Origin of the sequence: Streptomyces sp. NBC_00287 (genome assembly GCF_036173105.1) — a bacterium.
GTDB lineage: Bacteria > Actinomycetota > Actinomycetes > Streptomycetales > Streptomycetaceae > Streptomyces.
The window spans coordinates 2,070,431-2,097,222 of sequence record NZ_CP108053.1 but is presented as its reverse complement, the minus strand read 5'-3'; the positions used below and the strand labels follow the sequence as shown (position 1 = coordinate 2,097,222).

Sequence of the window (26,792 nt, the reverse complement as noted above, 5' to 3'; positions counted from 1 at the left end):
TGTGTCTGTCCATGTCAGCCGATGGCTTGCACTATGCCTTCTGTCAGCTGACCCTGAAAGCACCGGGCGCACCCGGCCCGGTCCGACACCCGGTGGTGAGCCAGATGGTTCTCGGGAGCGACCTCAGTCGGCGGAACGCGGGACGCGGTACGGCACTGGCGGCCGCCCTGCTCCTGTTCCTCGCCCCGGCCCTCGCGGCCTGCAGCGACGACGAAGGAGGCGGCGGTGACGCCACCCCGCCCAGCCCTTCGGTCGAGCAGACGACGAGCGCCCCCGCGGCGACGGCGCCGGCCGACGTGGGGGCGGCCGAGCAGGAGATCAAGCAGAACTGGCAGAAGTTCTTCGACCCGGAGACCTCCCTGGAGGAGAAGCAGACCGTCCTGGAGAACGGCGAGCAGATGGGCCCGGTGCTCCAGGCGTTCAGCGGCGACGAGCGCGGTGGACAGGTCGGGGCCGAGGTGAGTGAGGTCGCCTTCACCTCGCCGACCGAGGCGGACGTGACGTACACACTGACCCTGAACGGCGCGACTGCCCTGCCCGACGCCGCCGGGACGGCCGTCGAACAGGACGGCACGTGGAAGGTGTCCGCCAAGACGCTGTGCGCGCTGGTGCAACTGAGCGGCAATGGTTCGGCCTCGCCGGTCCCGGGTTGCTGAGGCCGCGGTCGCGGTGCTGCTGCTCGTCCTGAGCGCGGCCTGCGGCAGCCGCCTGCCGGAGAGCGACTTCGAGGACCGCGGTACGCCTTCCCGGGCGACCGAGCCGATCCGGGTCGGCATCATCACCAGCGCCACCAGCCCGGTCGGCGGCAACGCCTTCACCGGCCCGCGCGACGGGGCGAAGGCGTACTTCGAGCGGCTCAACGCGCGCGGGGGCATCGACGGCCGCCCGGTCGAGGTGCGGCTGTGCGACGACGGCGGCAGCGGCGTCGGCAACAACGAGTGTGTGCACCAGCTGATCGACGAGGACCGGGTCGTCGCCCTGGTCGCCACCACGGCCCTCGACTACGCGGGCGCCTCCCGCGTCTCACGCGCGCGCGTGCCCGACATCGGCGGCCAGCCCATCGGCGCCGCCTACGACACCTGGCCGCACCTGTACGGCATCTACGGCAGCCTCGCGCCCCGTAACGGCACGGTGGGCTGGGACGGCAAGCTGTACGGCGGCACCGAGGTCTACCGCTACTTCAAGCGTGAGCACGGCGCCCGTACGGCCGCCGTCGTCTCCTACAACCAGGCCGCGTCCGCCGCCTACGCGCGGCTTGTCGAGCGGGGTCTGAAGGCCGAGGGCTACAAGGTGGTCACCGAGCAGGTCGACTTCGCGCTGCCCAACTTCCGTGCCGTCGCGGCCGATCTGAAGGACCAGGGCGCCGACCTCGTCTTCGACGCCATCGACAGCCACGGCAACGCCCGGCTCTGCGCGGCCATGGACGACGCCGGCGTCGAGCTCACCGCCAAGGTGACGAACGTACAGAACTGGACCTCGACCGTCGCGGACGACTACGAGGACGCCCCGCGCTGCCGCAACGCCCTGTGGGCGACCGGATCCAGCCGTAACTTCGAGGACACCGATCACGAGGCCGTACGGGAATTCCGGGACGCCACGGAGGGCCTCAAGACGCATGCGCAGTGGCAGTTGGAGGGGTGGGCGGCCGCGCAGTGGTTCACCGAGGCGGCGCGGTCCTGCGCGGACACGGACGTCACGCGCGCGTGCGTCGACGGCTGGATGAGCCGCAGCCAGGGCTACACCGCAGGTGGCCTGCTGCTCCCTGTCCGCTTCGAGCGGCTGGCCGAGCCGCCCGAGACCCGCCGGACGTGTCTGTCGGTGGCTCGCTGGGAGGACGGCCGGGGCTGGGTGTCCCAGGGCGATATGAGCAGCACGTGCTTCGACGTGCCGCAGTTGTCCTACACGCCCTGAGTGGTGGGGCATGTGACCGGCGTGACAACGGAGTTTCCCTTTCTAGCTATGACTTGAGCATTGCGGACCGTTACTGTCCGGTTGCGCTGGCAGACTCGGCACCATGTTGGAGACCTCGGCACGACTGCTGCGCCTGCTCTCGCTACTCCAGGCCCACCGGGACTGGTCCGGCGCTCAACTCGCCGAGCGTCTCGGTGTCACCCCCCGTACGGTCCGGCGGGACGTGGAGCGGCTGCGCGAGCTGGGTTACCCGGTCAACGCCAGTCCCGGCACCGGCGGCGGGTACCAGCTGGGCGCCGGCGCCGAGTTGCCGCCGCTGCTCCTCGACGACGACGAGGCGGTCGCCGTGGCCGTAGGGCTGCGCACGGCCGCCGGACAGGGCATCGAGGGCATCGGGGAGACCTCCGTGCGGGCCCTCACCAAGCTGGAACAGGTCCTGCCGAACCGGCTGCGCCGCCGGGTCAGCGCCCTCAACGCGTTCACCGTGCCGATGCTGCGCGACCAGCCCTCGGTCGTGGACCCCGGTGTCCTGACCGAACTGGCCCACCTGTGCCGGGACGCCGAACTGCTGCGCTTCGAGTACCGGGGCCACGACGGCACCCTCACCGTCCGCAGAGCCGAGCCGCACCGGCTGGTGTGCACCGAGCGCCGCTGGTACCTGGTCGCCTGGGACCTCGACCGGAACGGCTGGCGCACCTTCCGCGTCGACCGCATCACGCCCAGGCCCCCGCACGGCCCCCGCTTCACCCCGCGCCGCCCGCCCGCCGACGACCTCGCGGCCTACGTGTCCCAGGGCGTCTCCACGCGCGCGTACGCCACCCACGCCCTGATCCGGCTGCTGGTGCCCCTGAGGGAGGCCGCCGAGCACATCTCGCCCTCCGCCGGGGTGCTGGAGCCCGAGGGCCCGCGCAGCTGTCTGCTGCGCACCGGGGCCGGCAGCCTCGATGTGATGGTGATCCATGTGATGCTGCTGGGCTTCGAGTTCGAGGTGCTGGAGCCCCTCGAGCTGACGGACGCGATCAGGACCGCTCGGGACCGGCTTTCTCGGGCTCTGGAGCGAGTTCCGCGAACGTGGGATGGTGCAGATCGAACGCCGGGGACTCCGAGCGGATCCGGGGCAGAGTGGTGAAGTTGTGCCGCGGGGGCGGACAGGACGTCGCCCACTCCAGCGAACGGCCGTAGCCCCAGGGGTCGTCGACCTCTACCTTCTCGCCGTACTTCGCCGTCTTCCAGACGTTGTACAGGAACGGCAGCGTCGAGATGCCGAGCAGGAACGAGCCGATGGTCGAGATCGTGTTGAGCGCCGTGAAGCCGTCGGCGGCCAGATAGTCGGCGTACCGGCGGGGCATGCCCTCCGCGCCCAGCCAGTGCTGCACCAGGAACGTGGTGTGGAAGCCGACGAACAGCGTCCAGAACTGGATCTTCCCGAGCCGCTCGTCGAGCATCTTCCCGGTGAACTTCGGCCACCAGAAGTAGAACCCGGCGAAGATCGCGAACACCACGGTGCCGAACACGACGTAGTGGAAGTGCGCGACGACGAAGTAGGTGTCGGTGACGTGGAAGTCCATCGGCGGCGAGGCCAGGATCACCCCGGTCAGTCCGCCGAACAGGAACGTCACCAGGAAGCCCACCGCCCACAGCATCGGCGTCTCGAAGGACAGCGAGCCCTTGAGCATGGTGCCGGTCCAGTTGAAGAACTTCACGCCCGTCGGCACCGCGATCAGGAAGCTCATGAAGGAGAAGAACGGCAGCAACACCGCACCGGTGGCGAACATGTGGTGCGCCCACACCACCATCGACAGACCCGTGATCGCCATCGTCGCCGCGATCAGCGTCAGATAGCCGAACATGGGCTTGCGCGAGAAGACCGGGATGATCTCGCTGACGATGCCGAAGAACGGCAGCGCGATGATGTACACCTCGGGATGGCCGAAGAACCAGAACAAGTGCTGCCACAGCAGCGCCCCGCCGTTGGCCGCGTCGAAGATGTGCGAGCCGAAGCGCCGGTCCGCCTCCAGACACAGCAGCGCCGCCGCGAGCACCGGGAACGCCATCAGGATCATGATCGACGTGAACAGCGTGTTCCACACGAAGATCGGCATCCGGAACATCGTCATGCCGGGCGCGCGCATCCCCACGATGGTGGTGATGAAGTTGACCGCACCGAGGATCGTGCCGAACCCGGCCAGCGCGAGACCCATGATCCACAGATCGCTCCCGATGCCCGGGGAGCGCTCCAGACTGTTGAGCGGCGCGTAGGCGAACCAGCCGAAGTCGGCGGGCCCGGACGGCACCAGCAGCGAGCCGATCACGATCAGGCCGCCGAACAGATAGAACCAGTACGACAGCATGTTCAGCCGTGGGAAGGCGACGTCGGGGGAGCCGATCTGCAACGGCATCAGCTCATTGGCGAAGCCCGCGAACGCCGGGGTCGCGAAGAGCAGCAGCATGATCGTGCCGTGCAGCGTGAAGAGCTGGTTGAACTGCTGGTTGTCGATGAGCTGCAGCCCGGGCCTGGCCAGCTCGGCGCGCATCAGCAGCGCCATCACCCCGCCGAGCAGGAAGAACAGGAACGAGGTGATCAGATACAGATGGCCGATCTTCTTGTGGTCCGTGGTGGTCAGCCAGTCGACGATCACCCGGCCCGTCCGCTTGGTCCGCACGGGTCGTACCGGCGCCTGCACGGTCTCAGTGCCCATCGCTCGCTCGCCCCTTCGCTCGCCTGCCCCGGGCCCGCTGAAGCCCGCGCCGCGCGTGCCCGCGAGCCCACGCCATGATGCTCGCGTCGCCGCGCGCTCCGACAGGGGGCGTACCAGGGGTCTGTGCCGCGGCGAGGCAATTCCTGTGTGGCGTCAGTTCCCTCGGAGCCGCGCGGAATCGGGAAAGAAGGGAGTCCGGGGGGAGTTCTCCCGGCACTTTCCGTCGGGCTATTGGGTGAGCCGTCGCGACACGCGGGAATTACGTTCGAATACCTGCGAAAGGCGTAGGGAACCGCTCGTCCGTGTGACGGAGTTAGAGCGAAACGCGTGTCGTGATCCTGTGACAAAAGTGTGACCGGAGGGGGATGAGTGACGGGGTGTCCGTTCTCCTCTGGCCCAAGCCTCCCGACAGGGCCTAGCGTGGCGGCATGGCACCGATTCCGACACCCCCCGCCGAACCCCAGGACCAGCCGGACAGCTATCTCGGTCTGGACGCCGACCGAGCCGAGCGGCTCGCCCGCGAACGGGGCTGGTCCACCGTACGGTCGCTGCCGCCGGGCGCGATCATCACCATGGAGTACCGCGTGGGACGGCTGAACTTCGAGGTGCGCGACGGTCTGGTGACCCGGGCCTGGAAGGGCTGAGCCGGTACGACGACGGCCCCGGCTCCCCGTGAGGAATCACGAAGGGAACCGGGGCCGTCGCTGCGGGGATGGGCTGTGCGTACCGAGCCCCGCCGGCCTGCGGCGGCTAGCCGCCCGTCAGGGGCCGGGCCGTCGAGGTCGTACCGCGAGAGACGCGGTCGGTCTGCGGTGGTCTGCGGCTGCCGACCGGAGTGACCGGGGTGCGCTCCGAGCGGGCCGTGTGCGGGCCGGGCGCCAGATAGACCGGCGCCCGGGGCGAACGGGCCGTGGGGGAGACGTCCTGTGCCGACTCGCGCGGCTTGAGCAGCACCGGGACCTCGACCGGAGCGGCCGGTACGGGGGCCTGACCTGCGCGGCGGGCCCGCCAGCGGTCGCGCAGATCGAAGATCCCGGACTCGGCGCGGGCGATCAGCGGCTCGAACCAGGGCAGCGCGAGCAGGATCAGCAGACCCGCGGCCCAGCCGAGGAGCACATCGCTCAGCCAGTGCGTACCGAGATAGACCGTGGACAGACCGACGCCCAGCGAGGTCACCGCCGACAGCGCGGACAGCCAGCGGCGGGCGGCCGGGGTGGAGGCCAGATAGGCCAGGATTCCCCAGGTCACCACGGCGTTGGCGGTGTGGCCGCTGGGAAATATATCGCCGCCGAGCCACATCTCGTTGGAGCCGACGGTGGTCGCGTAGTGCGGTCCGAGGCGGCCCATGCTGAGCTTGGCGGCGCCGACCGTGACGTTCAGCAACAGAAGCGAGACGCCGAGCGCGAGCAGCGGGCGCACCGTGTGCTGCCGCCAGGAACGCCAGCCCAGCCAGGCCGCGATCATCACCGCGGTGGGGCCGCGCTGGCCGAGCACCACGTAGTAGTCGACGAATGCGTGGATCTCCGACCACTGCTGGTACGGCCGGAAGAACATGACCTGCCAGTCGAGTCGGACCAGCCACGAAGTGATGACCACGGCCCACACGATCGCCCCGTAGAAGGCCAGGGTCGCGGCGAAAAGCGCGACCCTGTGCCGGCTCATCTTCGGCACATCGATGTGGGCCGGCCGTTCCGGCTCACGGTCCAGCCTCGCGAACACCCGGTCCAGACGGGTGAGGTTTCGTTCGGTACGCACCCAATCGACGTTACAGCGAGTGAGCTCAGAACCCCGTCGATTCCGCCGGTTTGTGATGACGATGTGATGTGGGATTCCTCTCAGGGAGCGGCTTATTTCCTACGACTTCGCAATCACAGGAGCTCGCGCCCTTCAATTCCTTTGATCATTCCAGCGCACGGTTTTATGTGGTTTATGAATTCGTTCACCGAAAGCTGGCCCTGAATTCTCTTGGTGATCATCGGGTGGACCGGAACCCGTCACGGCGGACCGGAGCCGTTCAGCCAGAACGCCCCATAGACCGCCGACGCCACCGCGATCAGCGCCAGCACCTCGGCCGACCTGCGCGTTCGCAGCCGGGCCAGGGCCAGGGCGAGGGGCAGCAGCAGCGGGAAGGCGGGCAGCAGCAGGCGCGGTTTCGAGCCGAAGTAGCTCGACGCGCACAGGGCGAGCGCGAGGACGAGACTCGCGTACACCAGCAGGGGGAGCGGCTGGCCCTGCCGGACGCAGATGACGTACAGCCACACCACGAGGCCGACGCCGACGATCAGTGCGAGTCCGGCGAGCGCCGAGGGAAACGACGTGAACTTGTCGGCGACGAAACGGGCGAAGGCGTAGCCGCCGTCGAAGCCGTTGCGCCAGCCGGCCTGGACGTCGAGATAGCCGAGCGGGCCCTTGCCGGTGTGGTGGCCGACCCACAGGACGTAACCGGCGGCTCCCAGGGGCGCGAGCAGCATGCCCAGGGCGCGCCGGGTGGCGGATGCGCCGGGCGGGGTCGGGCCGCCCACAGGAGAGGGGGCGCCCTCGGGGTCGTGCGCGCGGTTGGCGGGCGCCGCGCTTCGGTCCCGCACGAACGAGGCAATCCCGGCCGCCCATACCGCCGCCACGACGGCGAGCCCGACCGGGCGGGTCAGACCGGCCAGCAGGGCCAGCGTTCCGGCGGTCACCCAGCGGCCCGTCAGGATCGCGTACAGCGACCAGGCCGCCAGCGCCGTGAACAGTGACTCGCTGTACGCCATCGACTGCACGATCCCGACCGGCAGCACCGCCCACAGCAGCACCGCGCAGACCCCCACGCGGTGGCCGTACACATGGTCGGCGACCGCGAAGATCCCCCAGGCCGCGGCGAACGAGGCGAGCACCGCGACCAGGAACCCGGCGTCCGCGTACGACAGCGGCGTGACGGCCGCGAACAGCCGCTCCAGCCAGGGCAGCAGCGGAAAGAAGGCCAGGTTCGAGTGCACGTCGCCGTTGGGCAGCCGCACCTCGTAGCCGTACCCCAGCTCGGCGACCCTGGTGTACCAGAGCGAGTCCCAGCGGGCGGTCAGCAGGGTGTACGCACTCTTGTCGCGCGCCGCGCTCCACAGGGCCAGGGCGAGCAGGCCCAGGGCGCGCACGGCGGCGTACCCCAGGAGGGCAGGTGCCGCTCGTTGCACGCGCGTAGAAAGGTCGGTCACGGGCTCGATTATCAGTGCGCCCTGGAACCGGGCGGCCCACCGGGGCGTGCTCGACAAGGGGAGGAAAGTGGCGTACGCCACACGTGTTCTGTCCGGAGTCTGAGAGGTCCGCCACTAGGCACCGGCACGGACTCGCGTACTCTGACGAGTCACTCGCTTCGTTGCGCGGGCCGGAGACCACCGCTCCTCTCCGGCCGAGTCACGGGGAGTCCCCACCCCGTGAGCCCGCCGAACGCGAGGGAACATCTGGGAGGTACGTACATGTCCGGGACGACCACGGCCGCTCTGCTGCGCCGTAGGGCGGCCGGGGCCGGTGCCAACCGCTGGGTCGTCCTCGTGGTCCTGTGCGCCAGCCTGCTGCTGGTCGCCGTCGACGCCACCGTGCTGCATGTGGCGGTGCCCGCCGTCACCGAGGATCTCAGGCCCGGCGGTATAGAACTGCTCTGGATCGTCGACATCTACCCGCTCGTCTGCGCCTCGCTGCTGATCCTCTTCGGCACGCTGGGCGACCGGGTCGGCCGCAGACGGATCCTGCTTCTCGGATACGGCCTGTTCGGCGTCGCCTCCGCGATGGCCGCCCTCGCCGACACCGCCCAGGTGCTGATCGTGGCCCGGGCACTGCTCGGCGTCGGCGGCGCGATGATCATGCCGGCCACCCTCTCGATCCTCCGCCAGGTCTTCCCCGACCGGCGTGAGCGGGCGCTCGCGATCGGCATCTGGAGCGCGGTCGCAGCGGTCGGCGCGGCGGTCGGACCGCTGCTCGGCGGCTTCCTGCTGGAGCACTTCTGGTGGGGCTCGGTCTTCCTCGTCAACATCCCGCTGATGCTGATCAGCCTGCCGGTGGGCCGGCTGCTGCTGCCCGAGTCCAAGGGCGACGGCCGCGGTCCCTGGGACGTGGTCGGCGCGCTGATGGCGGCGGCCGGTCTGTTCGGGGTCGTGCTGGGCGTGAAGCGGCTCGGCGGCGGCGAGTTCGACGGGGCCGGCGTACTGCCCCTGCTGGTGGGCGCGGCCCTGCTGGTCCTTTTCGTACGACGCCAGCGGCGCCGCGAGCACCCCCTGGTGGACCTGCGGATGTTCTCGCGCCCCGCGTTCAGCACCTCGGTGGGCTGCATCGTGCTGGCGATGCTCGCCCTGGTCGGCCTGGAGCTGATCGCGGCGCAGTATCTGCAACTGGTCCTCGGTCTGTCGCCGCTGGAGACGGGGCTGCGGCTGCTGCCGCTGACGTTCGCGGCGATGGGCGCGGGGCTCGCCGGAGCGCGGATGCTGCGCCGGTTCGGGCCGCGGCGGATGGTGTGCTCGGGGTTCTGTCTGACGGCGTTCGCGGTGGTCCTGCTGACGGCGATGGGCGGGACGGACAATCCCGCGCTGATGCTGTCCGGGTTCGTGCTGCTGGGCTTCGGTCTGGAGACCACGCTGTTCGGGGCGTATGAGTCGATGCTGAGCGAGGCACCGCCGGAGCAGGCGGGCGGCGCGGCGGCGATCGGTGAGACCTCGTACCAGCTCGGCGCGGGCATCGGTATCGCGCTGCTGGGCACCGTCATGAACGCGGCCTACACGCCCGGTCTCTCCTCCGTCCCCGGCGTGCCCGCCTCGGCGTCCGCGGCGGCGGGGCATTCGCTGGGCGAGGCCTACGAGGTGGCCGGACAGCTGGGCGGCGACGCCGGGGAGACCCTGCGCGATGTGGCGCGGAACTGCTTCGTCCACGGGCTGCATGTGACGCTGCTGGTCAGCGCGGGACTGCTGCTGCTCGGCGCGGTGATGGCGCTCAGGCTGCCACGGACGATGAACTGCGAGGCGACGGCCCCGGTGGAGGTACCGGCGCCGCGGGAGGTCGCGCAGGCCCGGGTCACCGCCTGAGAGGCTGAGAACCCTGGACGTGGTGGAGACTGCGTCGTAACGTCGGCCTTCAACCCGTGACTAGCGCTGCTAGTTTTTGAGCTGCCGGAGGGTCTCCCATGCCGTTGCCCCCGTTCGATCCCGCCGATCCGCTCGGCATCGACGACCTGCTGGAGCCCGAGGACCTCGCCGTCCGCGACACCGTCCGCCGGTGGGCCGCCGACCGCGTCCTGCCGTATGTCGCCGAGTGGTACGAGACCGGCGAGCTGCCCGGCATCCGCGAACTGGCCCGCGAGCTCGGCTCCATCGGCGCCCTTGGGATGTCGCTGAGCGGGTACGGCTGCGCCGGGGCCTCCGCCGTGCAGTACGGGCTCGCCTGTCTGGAGCTGGAGGCCGCCGACTCCGGCATCCGGTCCCTGGTCTCCGTGCAGGGCTCCCTCGCCATGTACGCCATCCACCGCTACGGCAGCGAGGAGCAGAAGCAGAACTGGCTGCCCCGCATGGCCTCCGGCGAGGTCATCGGCTGTTTCGGGCTCACCGAGCCGGACCACGGCTCCGACCCGGCCAACATGCGGACGTACGCCAAACGCGACGGCGGCGACTGGGTTCTGACGGGCCGCAAGATGTGGATCACCAACGGGTCCGTCGCCGGGGTCGCCGTCGTCTGGGCGCAGACCGAGGACGGCATCCGCGGCTTCGTCGTACCCACCGACAGCCCCGGCTTCTCCGCCCCCGAGATCAAGCACAAGCTGTCCCTGCGCGCCTCGGTCACCAGCGAACTCGTCCTCGACGAGGTACGGCTGCCCGCCGACGCCGTCCTCCCCGAGGTCACCGGCCTGCGCGGACCGCTCAGTTGTCTCTCGCACGCGCGCTACGGCATCGTCTGGGGCTCCATGGGCGCGGCCCGCTCCTGCTTCGAGACCGCGGTCGACTACGCGAAGTCGCGGGAGCAGTTCGGGCGGCCGATCGGTGGCTTCCAGCTCACCCAGGCCAAGCTCGCCGACATGGCGGTCGAACTGCACAAGGGGATTCTGCTCGCCCACCATCTGGGGCGGCGCATGGACGCCGGCCGCCTGCGTCCCGAGCAGGTCAGCTTCGGCAAGCTCAACAACGTCCGCGAGGCCATCGACATCTGCCGTACGGCGCGGACGATCCTCGGCGCCAACGGGATCTCGCTGGAGTACCCGATCATGCGGCATGCGACGAACCTCGAATCGGTGCTCACCTATGAGGGCACCGTCGAGATGCACCAGCTCGTGCTGGGCAAGGCGCTCACCGGGCTCGACGCCTTCCGGTGAACCCCGAGGGAGCAGGGCCGTTTCAGCGGCCCTGCCTCAGCTCTGGTTGAAGAAACCGTCGGTCCGGTGCGCGGCCGGCTCGCCGTTGATGATCTCCGTGTCGGCCGGGGTCAGCAGGAACACCCGGGTGGACACGCGCTCGATCGAGCCGCGAAGACCGAAGATCAGTCCTGCCGCGAAGTCGACGACGCGCTTGGCGTCGGCGGCCTCCATGGCCGTGAGGTTCATGATGACCGGGACACCGTCCCGGAACAGCTCACCGATGGCGCGGGCGTCCCGGAAGCTGTCCGGGGTGACCGTGCCGATCCGGCGGCCCTTCTCCTCGGCCACGTCCGACGCCACCTTGACCCGCGGGTCGGTGACCCAGGCATCCCCGGACTCGGTCCCTTCGGAGTAGTCGTCGTCGTAGTAACGCTCGTCATCGTTGTCGTCAACGAGGCCCAGCCAGGCACTCGCCTTGCGCACCGATCCCATGGACGCCTCCTCTCACAGCGGTCTTTCTTGCTTTCCGCATCCCTATGGTCATCCATGATGCGGACGGCGCGCCAAGTGGATAGACGCCGCGCGGGGGGTTTGTGACGGTACTGGTGCACAGCGCATACGTCGAGAGCCCAGGTGTGCCAAGGGCCTTGCCCCACATGGCTGCTGACTGTGAGTGAAATATGATTCTTCGCGGCGTATGGGTGATCTGCGGTGCGTACGGGTGAAGCGGGAGGGCGTGGAAGGGGCCACAGGGGCGGTCGATACGATGCGGCGGCTCAATGTCGTACTCAATGCCGTACTCAATGTCGTACGAACCACGGGGGAACGTCGTGTTCGGAATAGTCAGGCCCTGTCGGCATCGGCTCGGGGAGCGGCTCGCCGGTCAGTGGATGGCTCATCTGTGCGGTCTCTGCCTGGCGTTGCGCGGGGACCACGGCCAGTTCGCGCGGGTGGTGACGAACTACGACGGGCTGCTGATCTCCGTTCTGACGGAGGCTCAGGCCGTCGCGGACGAGGGGCTGCGGCGTACGGCGGGGCCGTGCCCCTTGCGCGGGATGCGGACGGCGTCCGTGGCGCAGGGGGAGGGGGCGCGGCTGGCGGCGGCGGTGTCGCTGGTGCTGGCCTCCGCGAAGGTGCGGGACCATCTCGCCGACGGGGACGGCCTGCTGGCGCGCAAGCCGGTGGCGCTTGCCGCGCGCCGGGTCGCTTCCAGTTGGGGTGCGGCGGGGGCGCGCAGTGGTTCCGCCGTGGGGTTCGACACCGGGTTGCTGGTCGATGCGGTCGAGCGGCAGGTCGGGATCGAGGCGCTGGCCGGTCCCGGGACCTCGCTGCTGGTCGTGACCGAGCCGACCGAGACGGCGACGGCGGCGGCCTTCGCGCATACGGCGGTGCTGGCGGGGCGTCCGCTCAATGCCGAGCCGCTCGCCGAGGCGGGGCGGCTGTTCGGGCGGCTGGCGCATCTGCTGGATGCCGTGGAGGACAAGGAAGCTGACGCGGCGTCGGGGGCGTGGAACCCGCTGACCGCGACGGGGACGTCCTTGACGGAGGCCCGTCGGCTCGCCGATGACGCGGTGCATGGGATACGGCTGGCGCTGCGGGAGGTGTCCTTCACCGATCCGAAGCTGGTGCATCTGTTGTTGGTGCATGAGCTGCGGCGGTCGGTGGACCGGGCGTTCGGCAGCGCGTCGTGCTCGCACATGGCCGGTCCTTACGCTCCGCCCGGCGGTCCCGGGAGCCCGCCGCTGCCTCCCGAGCCGCCCCGGCGGGATCGGCGCGGGCTGCTTGCGGGATGTGCGGTGTGGCTGGGATTGGCCTGTACCTGCCAGATGTGCTGCGGGGAATTCGAGGACCCCTGGTCGCGGCAGCGGCGGGAGGGGCTGTGCGCGAATTGCGATTGCAGTGGGTGCGGGGACTGCTGCAGCTGCTGCGATTGCTGCGGGAACTGCTGTGACAGCTGTGGGTGCGATGGGTGTGATTGCGGATGCAGCTGCTGAGCGGGGTCGCTGGAGGTCATGAGCGCACGCAGCTGCGCCGGCCTGTCATTTAGTTGACGGCTGAAAGGCGCTCTTGTGTCGATCAAGCGTGCCGCCGAATACTCCCCCCAGCGCTTGTCAGGGGCACGGCGTGTTCGGAATCCGGATGGAACCGGCTCCTGGCTGCGCCTCACGGGCCCGAAACCCCACGAGGGCCCCCGACTTCCCATGTGGAGGAACGAAAAGTGAGGATCAAGCGCACCACCCCCCGCAGCGGCGTAGCGAGACGGACCCGGCTGATCGCCGTATCTACCGGCCTCGTGGCCGCGGCGGCCATCGCGATCCCCAGCGCGAACGCTGCCGACACCCCCACCACCTTCAGCTCCGCCGAGCTGAAGAGCGCGAGCAGCTCTGTGCTCAAGGCCGACGTGCCGGGTACTGCCTGGGGCGTCGACAGCAAGACCAACCGTGTCGTCGTCACCGTCGACAGCACGGTCTCCAAGGCCGAGATAGCGAAGATCAAGCAGCAGGCCGGCGCCGACGCCGACGCGCTGACGATCAAGAAGACCCCGGGCAAGTTCGAGAAGTACATCGCCGGTGGCGACGCCATCTATGCGAGTAGCTGGCGCTGTTCCCTCGGCTTCAACGTCCGCAACAGCGCGGGAGCCTACTACTTCCTCACCGCCGGTCACTGCACCGACGGCGCGGGCACGTGGTACTCCAACTCCGGCCGTACGACGGTCCTCGGACCGACCGCCGGCTCCAGCTTCCCGACGAACGACTACGGTCTCGTCCGGTACACCAACACCTCGATCACCAAGTCGGGCACCGCCGGCAACACGGACATCGTCAGGGCGGCCAACCCGACCGTGGGCACCAGCGTCATCCGTGACGGCTCCACCACCGGTATCCACACCGGCAGCGTCACCGGTCTCAACCGGACCGTCAACTACGGCGGCGGCGACATCGTCTACGGCATGATCCAGACCAACGTCTGTGCCGAGCCCGGCGACTCCGGTGGCCCGCTCTACGGCAGCAACGGCACCGCGTACGGTCTGACCTCCGGCGGCAGCGGCAACTGCTCCTCCGGCGGCACGACCTTCTTCCAGCCCGTCGTGGAGGCTCTGAACGCCTACGGGATGAGCGTCTTCTAGAGACGGCTGTTCCACAGACACCCGCTCCACAGCCAGCAGCAAGTGAGCCCCCGTACGCAACTGTCGTGCGGGGGCTCGCCCTTGTGCCGAGCCCGGAGTTACGGTCGAAGGAGACACCAGGTAGGCACCTGACAACCTGATGCGTCCACTTCGGACCCTGGGGGCCGTGATGGTCGAGGAGCTGGTGGCGGCGGGAGCGGCGCTCGCCTCCGTCGGAGCGGTGTATGTGATGGCGGCGGCGCGGGTCGTCAAACAGTACGAGCGCGGGGTCGTCTTCCGGCTCGGCAAGCTCCGGTCCCAGGTGCGCGGGCCCGGATTCACCTTGGTCGTCCCGTTCGTGGACCGGCTGCACAAGGTGAACATGCAGATCGTGACGATGCCGGTGCCGGCCCAGGAGGGCATCACCCGGGACAACGTCACGGTGCGGGTGGACGCGGTCGTGTACTTCAAGGTGGTGGACGCGTCCGACGCCCTGGTGCAGGTCGAGGACTACCGGTTCGCGGTCTCGCAGATGGCGCAGACCTCGCTGCGGTCCATCATCGGCAAGAGCGATCTGGACGATCTGCTCGCCAACCGTGAGAAGCTCAATCAAGGTCTTGAGTTGATGCTCGACAGCCCGGCCATCGGCTGGGGTGTCTCGATCGACCGGGTCGAGATCAAGGACGTCTCCCTGCCCGAGACGATGAAGCGGTCGATGGCCCGGCAGGCCGAGGCCGCGCGGGACCGGCGGGCCCGGGTCATCAACGCCGACGCCGAACTCCAGGCGTCGAAGAAGCTCGCCGAGGCGGCGCAACAGATGGAGGCCACCCCTGCCGCGCTCCAACTGCGGCTGCTGCAGACGGTGGTGGCGGTCGCGGCCGAGAAGAACTCGACGCTGGTGCTGCCGTTCCCGGTGGAGCTGCTGAGGTTCCTGGAGCGGGCACAGCAGCCGGTACAGCAACCCGCACCCGCGGCTCCGCAGCAAGCGCGTTCTGTGACGGCGGAGCAACTCCCGCTCGCCGAGCCGGTCTTGGATCCGGACCCCGAAAGGTCTGTTTCAGGACAGGAGTAGACCTTACGCGCTGCATATGAGTTACTCACGCGTAGCGTTTGCACTGCGAACGCACCTGGGGTGACTGTGCATGGCCAAGCCCGGGCGAACGAGTCGTGGTGACCGTGTGTACGTCCTGAAGTCGACCTTGTGTACGCCCTGTGAGCCTCGGAATAGTGGGCGGCGATCAACCGGTACGGACGCGGCATTTGTTGTGCGCCGCCTCCGTTTCCGTACGCCTTCCGGTCTGTGAGGTCCCCACAACCTCCGGACCGACCCCCCACAGGAGGACGTGAGTTGAAGCACCGACGCATACCCAAGCGGCGGGCCGCCGCGGTAGGTGCGGGCATCGCCGCACTGGTGGCCGCGGGTGTCACCTTCCAGACTGCGAACGCCAGCGAGCCCTCGACGACCGCCACGCCCGAGACCCTGTCGGTCACGGCGGCCGGAAAGCTCGCCTCGACGCTCGTCAAGGACCTCGGTACCGACGCGGCCGGCACGTACTACGACGCGCAGAGCAAGAACCTCATCGTGAACGTGCTGGACAAGACCGCGGCCGAGACCGTCGAGGCGGCCGGCGCCAAGGCGCGGGTCGTGGCGAACTCCCTTGCGGAGCTCAAGAGCGCGCGCGGCACGCTCAAGCAGGACGCCACCATTCCGGGCACCTCCTGGGTGACCGACCCGACGACCAACAGAATCGTCGTCACGGCCGACCGTACGGTCTCGGACGCCGAGTGGGCCACGCTCGGCAAGGTCGTCGACGGGCTCGGGGCCACGGCGGAACTCCAGCGCACCAAGGGGGAGTTCAAGCCCTTCGTCGCGGGCGGTGACGCCATCACCGACGGCAGCGGCCGGTGCTCCCTCGGCTTCAACGTGGTCAAGGGCGGCGAGCCGTACTTCCTGACCGCGGGTCACTGCACCGAGGGCATCACCAACTGGCAGGACTCGAACGGGAACGAGCTCGGCACCAACGAGGTGTCCAGCTTCCCCGACAACGACTACGGCCTGGTCAAGTACACGGCCGAGGTCGAGCACCCGAGCGAGGTGAACCTCTACGACGGTTCCTCGCAGGCGATCTCCGGTGCGGCCGACGCCACGGTCGGTATGGAGGTCACGCGGAGCGGTTCGACCACCCAGGTGCACTCCGGTACGGTCACCGGCCTCGACGCCACCGTGAACTACGGCAACGGCGACATCGTCAACGGCCTGATCCAGACCGACGTCTGCGCCGAGCCCGGCGACAGCGGCGGCTCGCTGTTCTCCGGCGACAAGGCGATCGGCCTCACGTCCGGCGGCAGCGGTGACTGCACCTCCGGCGGGGAGACGTTCTTCCAGCCGGTGACGGAGGCGCTGTCGGCGACGGGTACCGAGATCGGCTGACGGTTCTCGTAGCTTCGTGAAGTCCCGCCCCGCGCGCGAGGGGCGGGACTTCTTGTTTTGGAGCGCTACCGCGCCTCAGTCGGCAGCGGCTCGCCCCCGCGCTTCTCACGCAGGGCCGCCGCCGCCAGCGTGATCACGATTCCGGCCGCCGCCCATGCCGACAGCACCAGCAGGGCGCCGGTCGTGTCGTTGCCCTTGAAGTACGCGATCGAGCGGGCCACCCAGGTTCCGGCGCCCGGGGGCAGTGCGGGGCCGATCGCCTGCCAGAACGGCGGGAGCATCGGCAGCGGGAAGGCGCCGCCCGCGCTCGGGTTGCCCGCGATCACCACGAGCAGGATCGCCAGGCCGATGCCGACGATCCCGAAGACACCCTGGAGGGCGAGCGTGGCTGCCCCCACCGAGAAGGTGACCAGGGCGCCGAGCCCCCACAGGGCCGTCACACCGCCCGGCAGGGCGTCCAGGATCGGACCCACGATCACCGCGCCGCCGAGCCCGCCGACGATCGCCACCAGCGCCATCACGACCAGCCGGATCACCGCGCGGCGCGGGTTGGCGGGGCGGGCGCCGGTGCTGATCGCCAGGATCGAGGCGCACAGATAGCCGCCGACGCACCAGCCGACGACCAGGTAGAAGGACGACAGGCCGTCGAAGTCCTCGGGTGAGGCCGGGGCCACGTCCACCGTTCTGAGGGTCCGCTGCTGGGAGGTCTCCAGGGCGGTGAGGTACTGCTCCAGGGTGGTGGCGAGGACGGTGCCGCCGCCGCTCGCGACCAGGAGGGTGTCGGTCGTCCGGGCCGGGTTGATGATCAGCGCGCCGTCGATGTCCCGGTTCATGATCTGCTCCCGCGCCGTCGCCTCGTCGGCCACCGCGCGCGGGTCCAGCGGCTCGCCGGGCAGCCTGTCCAGCCGGGCCACCGCCTGCTCGACCGCGGCCTGCGGCGCGACCACACCGAACGGCACATCCTTCGGCTTCGGATTGTGGAGTGCCCCCACATAGGACGCAATGAACAGCAGCTGGAGGGCGACCACGCCGAGGACGAGCAGCGTGGCACGCGGGGTGACCGCGTCCTTCACCTCACCGAGAAAGCTGTTCCGTGTCATGTCCTCACAGTCCGAGGCGAGGGACGTTTCCGCAGGTGGGAGAGGGCCGAACGGTTGTCGTACATGTGTTCGGGTTTTGGTCTATGGTGGGGGTGAGGCAGTCGGGAACTGATGTTCGATATCGGAGGTGTGGATGCCTGGGTTCACGCATCTGCACACCGTCTCCGGGTTCTCCCTGCGCTACGGCGCCTCGCACCCGGAGCGGCTGGCCGAGCGCGCCGCCGACCGGGGCATGGACGCCCTCGCCCTCACCGACCGCGACACCCTCGCCGGCACGGTCCGCTTCGCCAAGGCCTGCGCGAAGGCGGGGGTACGCCCGGTGTTCGGCACGGAACTGGCGGTGGAGCGCTTCGCGCCCGTACGAGAGGAAAAGCGCCGCGCTCCCGTCCGCGGGGGTGCCTTCATCGATGAGTCGACACCCCGCGTCGCCTTCCTCGCCCGGGACGGCGCCCGCGGCTGGGCCGACCTCTGCAGAATCGTCACGGCATCGCACACCGGCGAAGGCCCGCCGCTACTGCCCTGGGCCGCCAACCGCGGCGACGGCCTGACCGTCCTGCTCGGCCCCGACTCCGACGTCGGCCGCGCCCTCGCCGCCGGCCGCCCCGACCGCGCGGCCCGGCTGCTGGTCCCCTGGCGGGAGGTCTACGGCGACGCGCTGCGCCTGGAAGCCGTCTGGCACGGCCGCAAAGGCACCGGCCCCGGCTCCCTGCGGCTGGCCGCCCGTACCGTCGGTTTCGCCGCCGAACAGCGGATCCGGCCGGTGCTCAGCAACGCCGTCCGCTACGCCGACCCCGGCCAGGGCCCGGTCGCCGACGTCCTGGACGCCGCCCGCCGGCTCGTCCCCATCGACCCCACCAAGGAACTGGACTCCGGAGAGGCCTGGCTCAAGGACCCCGGCGCCATGCTGCACGCCGCCGAGCGGATCGTGGAGGCCGCGGGCTTCCGGCGCGATACCGCCCACCGGCTGCTGGAGCAGACGCAGGCGACGGCCGCCGAGTGCCTGGTCGACCCCGAGGACGACCTCGGCATCGGCAGCGTCCACTTCCCCGAACCGCATCTCGTCGGCGCGGGCCGCCGTACCGCCCAGCGGGTGCTCGCCTCCCGGGCTGCGGCGGGGATGGTGCTGAAGGGGTACGCCGACAAGCGCGCCTACTGGGAGCGGATGCACCGGGAGCTGGACATCATCGCCCACCACGGCTTCGCCACTTACTTTCTGACGGTCGCTCAAGTGGTGGACGACGTACGGGACATGGGAATCCGGGTGGCCGCACGCGGCTCCGGTGCGGGCTCGCTCGTCAATCACCTTCTCGGCATCGCCCACGCCGACCCCGTCGAGCACGGGCTGCTGATGGAGCGCTTCCTGTCCAAGCGCCGGCTGGTCCTGCCCGACATCGACATCGATGTGGAGTCCGCACGCCGGCTCGAGGTCTACCGCGCGATCATCGGCCGGTTCGGCACCGAGCGGGTGGCGACGGTCGCGATGCCGGAGACGTACCGCGTCCGCCACGCCATCCGGGACGTGGGCGCGGCCCTGTCCATGGACCCCGCCGACATCGACCGCATCGCCAAGTCCTTCCCGCACATCCGCGCCCGCGACGCCCGGGCCGCGCTGGAGGAACTGCCCGAACTGCGCGCGCTGGCGGGGGAGAAGGAGAAATACGGGCGGCTCTGGGAGCTGACCGAAGCCCTGGACGCCCTTCCGCGGGGAGTCGCCATGCACCCCTGCGGAGTGCTCCTCTCCGACGCCTCCCTGCTCGCCCGTACGCCGGTCATGCCGACCAGCGGCGAGGGCTTTCCCATGTCGCAGTTCGACAAGGACGACGTGGAGGACCTCGGGCTGCTCAAGCTGGATGTGCTCGGGGTGCGGATGCAGTCGGCGATGGCACACGCGGTCGCGGAGGTGGAGCGGGCGACGGGGGAGCGGATCGACCTGGACGGGGTGGCGCCGGGCGATCCGGCGACGTACGAACTCATCCGCTCCACCGAGACATTGGGCTGCTTCCAGATCGAGTCGCCCGGGCAGCGGGACCTGGTCGGGCGGCTGCAGCCGGCCGGCTTCCATGATCTCGTCGTCGACATCTCGCTCTTCAGGCCCGGTCCGGTCGCCGCCGACATGGTGCGGCCGTTCATCGAGGCCCGGCACGGGCGGGCGCCGGTCCGCTATCCGCACCCGGATCTGGAGGAGCCGCTGAAGGGGACGTACGGAGTCGTGGTCTTCCACGAGCAGATCATCGACATCGTCGACATCATGACCGGCTGCGGACGCGCCGAGGCGGACCAGGTGCGGCGCGGGCTCTCCGACCCGGAGTCGCAGGGGCGGATCCGGGTCTGGTTCGCGCAGCACGCGGCGGCCAAGGGGTATGACGCGGAGACGATCCGGCGGACCTGGGAGATCGTCGAGGCCTTCGGGTCGTACGGCTTCTGCAAGGCGCACGCGGTCGCCTTCGCCGTACCGACGTACCAGTCGGCCTGGCTGAAGGCGCACCACCCGGCCGCCTTCTACGCCGGGCTGCTCACCCACGACCCCGGGATGTACCCGAAGCGGCTGCTGCTGGCGGACGCGCGGCGGCGGGGGGTGCCGATCCTGCCGTTGGATGTGAACCGGTCGGCGGTCGCACACCGTATCGAACTGGTGTCTGAATCTCCTGTGGTGTGGGGGCTGCGGCTGGCTCTCTCCGATGTGCACGGCATCAGTGAGGCCGAGGCGGCGCGGGTCGCGGACGGGCAGCCGTACGCCTCGCTGCTGGACTTCTGGGAGCGGGCACGGCCGAGCAGGCCGCTGGCTCAACGGCTCGCCCAGGTAGGCGCCTTGGACGCCTTCGGTGCCAACCGCCGTGATCTGCAACTGCACTTGACCGAGCTGCACCGGGGAGCGCGGGGTGCGGGCGGTGGTCAACTCCCGCTGGCGGGTGGGCGGAAGACCGCGCCCGCCGGGCTGCCCGACCTGTCCTCCGCCGAGAAGCTCAGTGCCGAGCTGGGTGTGCTGTCCATGGATGCCTCGCGCAATCTGATGGACGATCACCGGGCGTTCCTGGAGGAGTTGGGCGTGGTCAGCGCGCGTCGGCTGCGTGAGGCGCGGCACGGTGAGACGGTGCTGGTCGCGGGCGCCAAGGCGGCCACCCAGACACCGCCGATCCGGTCCGGCAAGAGGGTCATCTTCTCTACGTTGGACGACGGCACCGGCCTGGTCGACCTCGCCTTCTTCGACGACTCCCACGACGCCTGCGCGCACACCGTCTTCCACTCCTGGCTGCTGCTGGTGCGCGGGGTCGTCCAGCGGCGCGGGCCGCGCAGCCTCAGCGTGGTGGGCTCCGCCGCCTGGAACCTGGCCGAGCTGGTCGAGCTGCGTGCGGAGGGCGGCCTTGACGTGGTCGCGGCGCGGCTTGCGGAGCCGGTGCCCGAAGGGGGCGGTGACTCGACCGGCGGTCGGCGCATCCATATGCCGACCGGATACGAAATGCATCCGTGGGCCGATCTGCGTCCTGCGGGTCAGGAGCCCTCACAGATACGGAAGTTGTGGCATCAGAGTCCGGGGAGTGCGGGATGACCATTCTCTGCGTACGTTTCCAACTGCCGCCGATGTACGAGGCGGCGCTGCCCGGGCTGCTCGGGTTGCTGGAGGAGTTCACGCCCGTCGTGGAGGCGTTGCCGCCGGACAGGGCGCTGGTCGATCTGCGGGGTGCCGAGCGGTACTTCGGGCGCAGTGCGGTGGAGCTGGCCTCCGTGATCCGGGTGCGGGCGCTCGCCCTGTACGGCGTGGACTGTGTGATCGGGGCCGGGCCGGGGACGATGCTGGCGCGGATGGCGCTGCGGGAGGCCCGGCCGGGGGTGACCTGTGTCGTGCCCGAAGAGCGGGACGGCGTAGTGGAGTTCCTCGCGGACAAGCCTGTCACCGCGCTTCCGGGGGTCGGGTCGGCGACGGCTCGCATTCTGTGCGAGTACGGGCTCGACAGCCTCGGCCGGGTCGCCGCCGCGCCGCTGTCCACGCTTCAGCGGCTGGTCGGGGCGAAGGCGGGGCGTGAGCTGCAGGAGAAGGCGAACGGGGTGGACCGTGGGCGGGTGGTGCCGAACGCGGTCGCTCGGTCGCTGGTGACGGAACGGCCCTTCGAGCGCGACGAGTTGGATGCCGACCGGCATCGTCGCGCGCTGCTCTCGGCCGCGGAGGAGCTGGGGGCGCGGCTGCGGGCACTGGACAAGGTGTGCGGGACGCTGACGCTGACCGTGCGGTATGCGGATCGGTCGGCGACTTCGCGCAGTCGTTCGCTGAAGGAGCCGACCGCGCATTCGGCCGCGCTGACCCGGGTGGCGTACGGCATGTACGAGGGGCTGGGGCTGCAACGGGCTCGGGTGCGGGCGTTGGTGCTGCGCGCGGAGGGACTCGATCCCGCTGAACAGGCCTCCTATCAGCTCAGCTTCGATCCTGTCGACGAGAAGGCGCGGAGGATCGAGGAGGTCGCGGATCGGGTGCGGGCGAAGTTCGGACCGCGGGCGATCACGGCTGGGGCGTTGGCGGCGTGAGCGGTTAGTGTGCGTTCATGAGCTGGCGCAGGCCGACCTACCGGGTCGTTGACGGGGAGAAGATCGACGGGACCTGGTGCCATGTCTGGCGGCGGAGTACGTACAACGAGGAGTACTTCGTCGAGGACTTGGTCGTCTTCGCCGACGGTGCCGTGCACTGTGAGGAGCGGACCGATCTGGAGGGGCTGGAGAAGTTGCTCCGGTCGGGGCGCGTCTCCGCGACGAAGCCCGACGCTCCCGCCCGTCCCGCCGATGCCCCCAAGTGGCGTTCCCGTAATTCCGAGCCGTGCACGCCTGAGAGTTTTCTCCTCGAAGTTGCCGACAAGATCGAGGAGTTGAGCGGTCGGCCGACTGCCTGGGACCGGCTTCAGGAGGCGATCCGGGGCTATCAGCGGGAGCCTTCGGAGGCTCGCCGGGTTCTGCTTCGGGAGGCCTATCTGGCGGTGCCGGCCCATCTGCGGATCTACGTCCTCGGGGACATGGATCTCCAGGACCGGCCGCTGCGGATCCTGGTCACCGACCTCGGTGAACCCGTCGACGGGGACGGTCCGGTGGCGACCGCCGAGATGCATCGGGACGCGCTGGCCTACTTCGACCGCGGTGACGAGGGTGTCCGGCGGGAGCAGGAACAGCGGGCCGTCCTGCACGCCGACGACCCGGCCGGACCCGGGCAGTCGGCCCTCGTCTCCCACCAGGTCGTCTATCCCCGCGGCTGGCCCGAGGAGCCCGGCCTCTTCGTGCTGCGCAACAACTACCCCGTGTCGATCGACTACGGCGGTCGGACCTACGCCTCCGTCCTGCACGGCTACTGGTCCCTGTCCGCAGCCGACCCCGCCGACCGCGACCGCATCCGTGCCGCCGAAACCGCCGACGACGCCCAGGAGTTGGGCGGGAAGGCGGTCCGGCGGGACGGATGGGCCGAGTTGCGGGTCGGTGTCATGGGCGGGCTGTTGCGGGCCAAGTTCGGCCAGCATCCCGAGCTTGCCGACGTACTGCTGTCCACCGGGGATGCCCGGATCAGTTACACCGGTTACTCGGAGTCGCCCTTCTGGACCGACGGCCGGGGACGCAACTGGGTCGGGCGGCTGCTGGAGCTGGTCCGCTCCGAACTGCTGCTCGCGTCGGTCAGTTGGCCCACGGCGGAGTGATACGGGTGCCGTCGGCCAGGTCCGCGGTCAGACCGATGGACGTGGTCACCCAGGTGATCGCGGTCTGATCCGTCGGGTTCTCGACCGCGAGGGTCGCGCCCGGGTTGATGATCAGCGTGTCGCCCGCGCCGATGTCGTCGGTGCGGCCGTCCAGGGTGACGCGCAGATTGCCGAGGAGGACGTGGAGGATCTCCTCCCGGTTGACGGTGTGCGCCGGCGCCTTGGTCCCCGGCGGGACCTCGCCGCGCCAGGCGCACAGCTCCTTGCTGCCGGTGCGGGGTGTGGCGTACGAGACGAAACGGGCGCCGTGGATCTCGTGAGTGACGGCGTCGGACGAGCGGATCACTGGCATGGGTTGGTTCTCCCCCTGGCGATGGTCAAGCAGCTTGACTATTCGGTACGCCCCTATAGTCAAGCCGCTTGACCGAATCGTCAAGGGTGTTTTGAATGCCCCCGTGCAGAACTCCGAGGCCCTTTCCCTGTCCTTCGCCCTCCTCGCCACCGCGGGTGAGCTGGTGCGACGTATCAACGACGGTGTGGTCGCGCGCGGTTTCGAGGGGAGATCCGCCTATGGGTTCGCGTTCACGCGAATCGCGGCGGGCGGTGCCACCGTCACCGAGCTCGCCGGGCATCTCGGTGTCACCAAGCAGGCCGCGAGCCAGCTCGTGGACGAGCTCGTGCGCAAGGGGTACGTCGAGCGGCGGCCCCATCCGCGGGACGCGCGCGCCCGGCTCCTTGTGCTGACCGAGCACGGGTGGGCCAATACGCGGGCCGCGGAGGAGGCGGCGGCGGACGTCGTGCGGGAGTGGAGTGCGGTGCTGGGGGAGGCGGAAGTGCGGGCGCTGGGGCGTCAGTTGCTGCGCATCGCGCCCAATGGACCCGTGCGCCCCACCTGGTGACGAGTCATCAACTATCACTGGAAGTTTTTACTGACGCGTAACTTCCCCCTTGAACTACTCGTCCGTAACTTGACAAGTGAACAGCATCCCGTGATCCGGATCACAGGGCGTAAAGCCATCGCAACTCCCTTGAGCCGCAAGGAGATCACCCGATGCTGCCCTGGAAGAGACTGCTCAGACCCCTGACCGCGCTGCTGCTGACCGCCGTGGTCGCCGTTGTCCCCGCCGCGACCAGCGCTCATGCCGCCGAGGCGCCGAGCAGCGGCTGGAACAACTACTCCTGCAAGCCGTCCGCCGCCCACCCCCGACCCGTCGTCCTGGTGCACGGCACCTTCGGCAACTCCGTCGACAACTGGCTGGGCCTCGCGCCTTATTTGACCAAGCGCGGCTACTGCGTCTTCTCGCTCGACTACGGCCAACTGCCGGGCGTGCCGTTCTTCTACGGCCTCGGCCCGATCGACAAGTCGGCGGAGCAACTGGACGCCTTCGTCGACAAGGTGCTCGCCGCGACCGGCGCCGCCGAGACCGACCTCGTCGGCCACTCGCAGGGCGGCATGATGCCCCGCCACTATCTGAAGTTCCTCGGTGGAGCGGCCGAGGTGAACGCCCTCGTGGGCATCGCACCGGACAACCACGGTACGAACCTGTCCGGCCTGACCAATCTGCTCCCGTACTTCCCGGGCGCCGAGGACCTGCTCTCCGCCGCCACGCCCGGCCTTGCCGACCAGATCGTCGGTTCCGCGTTCCTCACCAAGCTGAACGAGGGCGGGGACACCGTCCCCGGGGTCCGGTACACGGTCATCGCCACCAAGTACGACCAGGTGGTCACGCCGTACCGCAGCCAGTTCCTCGACGGGGCGAACGTACGCAATGTCCTGCTCCAGGACCTGTGCCCGGTGGACCTGTCCGAGCATGTGGCGATCGGGCTGATCGACCGGATCGCCTTCCACGAGGTGGCCAACGCCCTCGATCCGGCGCGGGCCACGCCCACCACCTGTGCGTCGGTGTTCAGTTGAGTTCCGCCGGGGCCTGACCAGCCTGAGCCGCCGGTCAGGCCCCGGAGTCCTGAGGTCAGCGGCTGTGCCGACCGCCCACCGCGCGCCGCCGGACCGACATGAACAGGGCCGCCGCGCCGAGCGCCAGCGCCGCCGCGCCGCCCATCGCGATGTACGAGGTGCTGCTGTCGCCACCGGTCTCGGCGAGGTTCTCCGTGGCACCGGCCGCCTTGGGCTGGTTGGCGGCGGCCTCCGTGGGCTCTGCCGTGGCCTCCGCGACCGGCTCCGCCGATGTACCGGCGTCCTGGTCGCCGTGACCGTGGTGCTCGACCGTCGACTCGTCGGAGCCGTCCTCGATCTGCTCCTCGGAGGGCGCGGAGGCGGAGGGCGCGGCGGAGTTCTCACCAGTGTTGCCACCGCCCCCGAAGGCGACGTCCGAGCAGGAGTAGAACGCCTCCGGGCTGTCCGAACGCTGCCACACCGCGTAGAGCACCTGCTTGCCGGAACGCTTCGGCAGGGTGCCGGAGAAGGTGTAGAAGCCGCCGGACGCTGCCGGGTCGGTGACCGTGGCCACCGGGTTCTGCAGATCCAGATCGTCCCAGGCCAGCGGCTGGGCGGGGTCGTAACCCTCCTTCGTGATGTACACGTTGAACGTGCCCTTGTGCGGGGCGGTCACGCGGTACTTGAAGGTGTACGACCCGCTGTTCACGCTGGTGGCCGGCCAGTCGGCGCGGGCCAGGTCCAGGCCCTTGAACTCGTCGGCGCCCGCGCTGCACAGCTTGCCGTCGGCGATCAGCTCCTGGTGGCGTCCGCCGGCGTCGCCTATCCGGATGCCGTTCCAGTCGTAGAGCGCCTGGGTGCCACCGGCCGCGACGGCCGCCTTGCAGGCCTCGGACTTCGGGCTCTCGGGCCCCTCCGCGTAACACTGCGAGACCCGGCTGACCGGGTCCCCCATCGAACCGTGCGCGGAGGCGGGCGCGGCGGCCAGCGCGGTCAGGGCGAGCGGCGCGACGGCGGCGACGGTTGCTGCGGTGGCGACCCTGCGGCGTGCGGGCATGGGGAACTCCTGGGAAACGGTCGTCGGTTGCTTGGCTGGAACCCGTGGGGGGCGATCAGCAAGCTAGCCCGAGAGAACCGCGAAATCGCCTGCTGGAGGCGGGTGATGGAGATCCTTATGGTCGCTTTAAGGGAGTGCTCAGACTGCGATCAGGTAGGTACGGTTCGGGCCATGACAGACGATGAGATCCGGCCCGCGAGCGCCGCTGACGTGGCGGCTGTGAAGAGCGTGACCGACGCCGCGTATCACCACTACATCGAGCGGATCGGCCTGGTGCCGCAGCCCATGGAAAGGGACCACGCGGCGAACGTGGCCGCGGGGCAGGTGTTCGTCACGGGGGATCCGGTGATCGGCCTCGTGGTGGTCGAGGAGCACGCGGACCATCTGTACGTCGACAACATCGCCGTCCACCCCGACGCCCAGGGGACGGGGGTGGGACGGCGGTTGCTGGAGTTCGTGGACGCGCACGCGCGTGTGCGGGGGCTGTCCGAGATCAGGCTCTACACCAACGCGATGATGTGGGAGAACCAGAAGATCTATCCGAAGTTCGGCTACGAGGTGGTCGAACGCCGCGTCGAGGGCGTCTACGACCGTTTCCATTACCGCAAGCGGCTGGACTGA

23 protein-coding genes are annotated in these 26,792 nt (G+C 69.7%); 16 read left to right on the top strand and 7 right to left on the bottom strand.

The annotated features are described in order from the left end of the window. Positions 1–104: 104 nt before the first annotated feature. The 3 genes from OHT76_RS09535 (at position 105) to OHT76_RS09525 (ending at position 3,040) form a co-directional block, all read left to right on the top strand. Positions 105–656 carry a hypothetical protein gene (locus tag OHT76_RS09535; protein ID WP_328870327.1) on the top strand — a complete coding sequence of 184 codons (552 nt, stop codon included), beginning with the start codon at positions 105–107 and terminating at the stop codon, positions 654–656. Beyond that, positions 625–1,911 carry an ABC transporter substrate-binding protein gene (locus tag OHT76_RS09530; RefSeq protein WP_328870326.1) on the top strand — a complete coding sequence of 429 codons (1,287 nt, stop codon included), beginning with the start codon at positions 625–627 and terminating at the stop codon, positions 1,909–1,911. Before OHT76_RS09535 ends, OHT76_RS09530 begins: the two co-directional genes overlap by 32 nt. A 103-nt stretch (positions 1,912–2,014) precedes the next feature. Then, the gene (locus OHT76_RS09525; protein ID WP_328870325.1) at positions 2,015–3,040 is read left to right on the top strand and encodes a helix-turn-helix transcriptional regulator; all 1,026 of its coding nucleotides are present in this window, start codon (positions 2,015–2,017) and stop codon (positions 3,038–3,040) included. Here OHT76_RS09525 and ctaD read toward each other — a convergent pair. Next, a complete protein-coding gene (gene ctaD, locus OHT76_RS09520; RefSeq protein WP_328870324.1) occupies positions 2,931–4,610 on the bottom strand; it encodes an aa3-type cytochrome oxidase subunit I in 1,680 nt (559 codons plus the stop codon). The two genes, OHT76_RS09525 and ctaD, sit on opposite strands and share 110 nt — an antisense overlap. A gap of 428 nt (positions 4,611–5,038) precedes the next feature. Here ctaD and OHT76_RS09515 point away from each other — a divergent pair, with 428 nt between their 5' ends. Further along, a complete protein-coding gene (locus OHT76_RS09515; protein ID WP_315883361.1) occupies positions 5,039–5,254 on the top strand; it encodes an I78 family peptidase inhibitor in 216 nt (71 codons plus the stop codon). Between the two features lie 106 nt (positions 5,255–5,360). On the opposite strand, the gene OHT76_RS09510 is transcribed toward OHT76_RS09515, so the two are convergent. Both OHT76_RS09510 and OHT76_RS09505 read right to left on the bottom strand, forming a co-directional pair. Next, on the bottom strand, positions 5,361–6,365 hold the full coding sequence (locus OHT76_RS09510; RefSeq protein WP_328870323.1) for a phosphatase PAP2 family protein: 1,005 nt from the start codon (positions 6,363–6,365) through the stop codon (positions 5,361–5,363). A gap of 239 nt (positions 6,366–6,604) precedes the next feature. Next, positions 6,605–7,801 (bottom strand): hypothetical protein, encoded by a 1,197-nt coding sequence (locus OHT76_RS09505; RefSeq protein ID WP_328870322.1) that lies wholly within the window; start codon positions 7,799–7,801, stop codon positions 6,605–6,607. A 261-nt stretch (positions 7,802–8,062) separates the two neighbouring features. On the opposite strand from OHT76_RS09505, the gene OHT76_RS09500 reads away from it, so the two are divergent. Together OHT76_RS09500 and OHT76_RS09495 are read left to right on the top strand one after the other, a co-directional pair. Then, positions 8,063–9,658, top strand: a complete 1,596-nt coding sequence (locus tag OHT76_RS09500) for an MFS transporter (RefSeq protein WP_328870321.1) — start codon at positions 8,063–8,065, stop codon at positions 9,656–9,658. 98 nt (positions 9,659–9,756) lie between these two features. After that, entirely contained in the window at positions 9,757–10,935 is a 1,179-nt protein-coding gene (locus OHT76_RS09495) for an acyl-CoA dehydrogenase family protein (protein WP_328870320.1), read from the top strand. 36 nt (positions 10,936–10,971) lie between these two features. Here the strand turns inward: OHT76_RS09495 and OHT76_RS09490 are convergent, their stop codons facing one another. After that, entirely contained in the window at positions 10,972–11,409 is a 438-nt protein-coding gene (locus tag OHT76_RS09490; RefSeq protein ID WP_315883366.1) for a cell division protein SepF, read from the bottom strand. Positions 11,410–11,747: 338 nt separating this feature from the next. On the opposite strand from OHT76_RS09490, the gene OHT76_RS09485 reads away from it, so the two are divergent. From OHT76_RS09485 to OHT76_RS09470, 4 genes are all read left to right on the top strand, one after another. Then, on the top strand, positions 11,748–12,911 hold the full coding sequence (locus OHT76_RS09485) for a DUF5685 family protein (protein ID WP_328870319.1): 1,164 nt from the start codon (positions 11,748–11,750) through the stop codon (positions 12,909–12,911). Positions 12,912–13,135: 224 nt separating this feature from the next. Then, complete coding sequence (locus OHT76_RS09480) at positions 13,136–14,044, top strand: S1 family peptidase (protein ID WP_328870318.1); 909 nt, start codon at positions 13,136–13,138, stop codon at positions 14,042–14,044. Between the two features lie 169 nt (positions 14,045–14,213). Further along, the gene (locus tag OHT76_RS09475) at positions 14,214–15,095 is read left to right on the top strand and encodes a slipin family protein (protein WP_328876487.1); all 882 of its coding nucleotides are present in this window, start codon (positions 14,214–14,216) and stop codon (positions 15,093–15,095) included. Between the two features lie 276 nt (positions 15,096–15,371). Beyond that, complete coding sequence (locus OHT76_RS09470) at positions 15,372–16,454, top strand: S1 family peptidase (protein WP_328870317.1); 1,083 nt, start codon at positions 15,372–15,374, stop codon at positions 16,452–16,454. 65 nt (positions 16,455–16,519) lie between these two features. Here OHT76_RS09470 and OHT76_RS09465 read toward each other — a convergent pair whose 3' ends face one another. Then, positions 16,520–17,554: a DUF3533 domain-containing protein gene (locus OHT76_RS09465; protein WP_328870316.1), complete on the bottom strand. Its 1,035-nt coding sequence runs from the start codon at positions 17,552–17,554 to the stop codon at positions 16,520–16,522. Between the two features lie 133 nt (positions 17,555–17,687). Between OHT76_RS09465 and OHT76_RS09460 the strand changes: the two genes are divergently transcribed. The 3 genes from OHT76_RS09460 to OHT76_RS09450 are packed head-to-tail and all read left to right on the top strand — an operon-like array spanning position 17,688 to position 23,220. Next, positions 17,688–21,101 carry a DNA polymerase III subunit alpha gene (locus OHT76_RS09460; RefSeq protein ID WP_328870315.1) on the top strand — a complete coding sequence of 1,138 codons (3,414 nt, stop codon included), beginning with the start codon at positions 17,688–17,690 and terminating at the stop codon, positions 21,099–21,101. Beyond that, positions 21,098–22,072 carry a DNA polymerase Y family protein gene (locus OHT76_RS09455; protein ID WP_328870314.1) on the top strand — a complete coding sequence of 325 codons (975 nt, stop codon included), beginning with the start codon at positions 21,098–21,100 and terminating at the stop codon, positions 22,070–22,072. Before OHT76_RS09460 ends, OHT76_RS09455 begins: the two co-directional genes overlap by 4 nt. Positions 22,073–22,089: 17 nt before the next feature. Further along, on the top strand, positions 22,090–23,220 hold the full coding sequence (locus OHT76_RS09450) for an NADAR family protein (RefSeq protein WP_328870313.1): 1,131 nt from the start codon (positions 22,090–22,092) through the stop codon (positions 23,218–23,220). Here the strand turns inward: OHT76_RS09450 and OHT76_RS09445 are convergent. Further along, on the bottom strand, positions 23,198–23,572 hold the full coding sequence (locus OHT76_RS09445) for a cupin domain-containing protein (protein ID WP_328870312.1): 375 nt from the start codon (positions 23,570–23,572) through the stop codon (positions 23,198–23,200). The two genes, OHT76_RS09450 and OHT76_RS09445, sit on opposite strands and share 23 nt — an antisense overlap. Positions 23,573–23,675: 103 nt before the next feature. On the opposite strand from OHT76_RS09445, the gene OHT76_RS09440 reads away from it, so the two are divergent. Continuing rightward, positions 23,676–24,119: a MarR family winged helix-turn-helix transcriptional regulator gene (locus OHT76_RS09440; protein WP_328870311.1), complete on the top strand. Its 444-nt coding sequence runs from the start codon at positions 23,676–23,678 to the stop codon at positions 24,117–24,119. Positions 24,120–24,271: 152 nt separating this feature from the next. Then, a complete protein-coding gene (locus tag OHT76_RS09435; protein ID WP_328870310.1) occupies positions 24,272–25,135 on the top strand; it encodes an esterase/lipase family protein in 864 nt (287 codons plus the stop codon). 55 nt (positions 25,136–25,190) lie between these two features. Here OHT76_RS09435 and OHT76_RS09430 read toward each other — a convergent pair whose 3' ends face one another. Beyond that, on the bottom strand, positions 25,191–26,171 hold the full coding sequence (locus OHT76_RS09430) for a lytic polysaccharide monooxygenase auxiliary activity family 9 protein (RefSeq protein WP_328870309.1): 981 nt from the start codon (positions 26,169–26,171) through the stop codon (positions 25,191–25,193). 171 nt (positions 26,172–26,342) lie between these two features. On the opposite strand from OHT76_RS09430, the gene OHT76_RS09425 reads away from it, so the two are divergent. Further along, the gene (locus OHT76_RS09425; RefSeq protein WP_328870308.1) at positions 26,343–26,792 is read left to right on the top strand and encodes a GNAT family N-acetyltransferase; all 450 of its coding nucleotides are present in this window, start codon (positions 26,343–26,345) and stop codon (positions 26,790–26,792) included.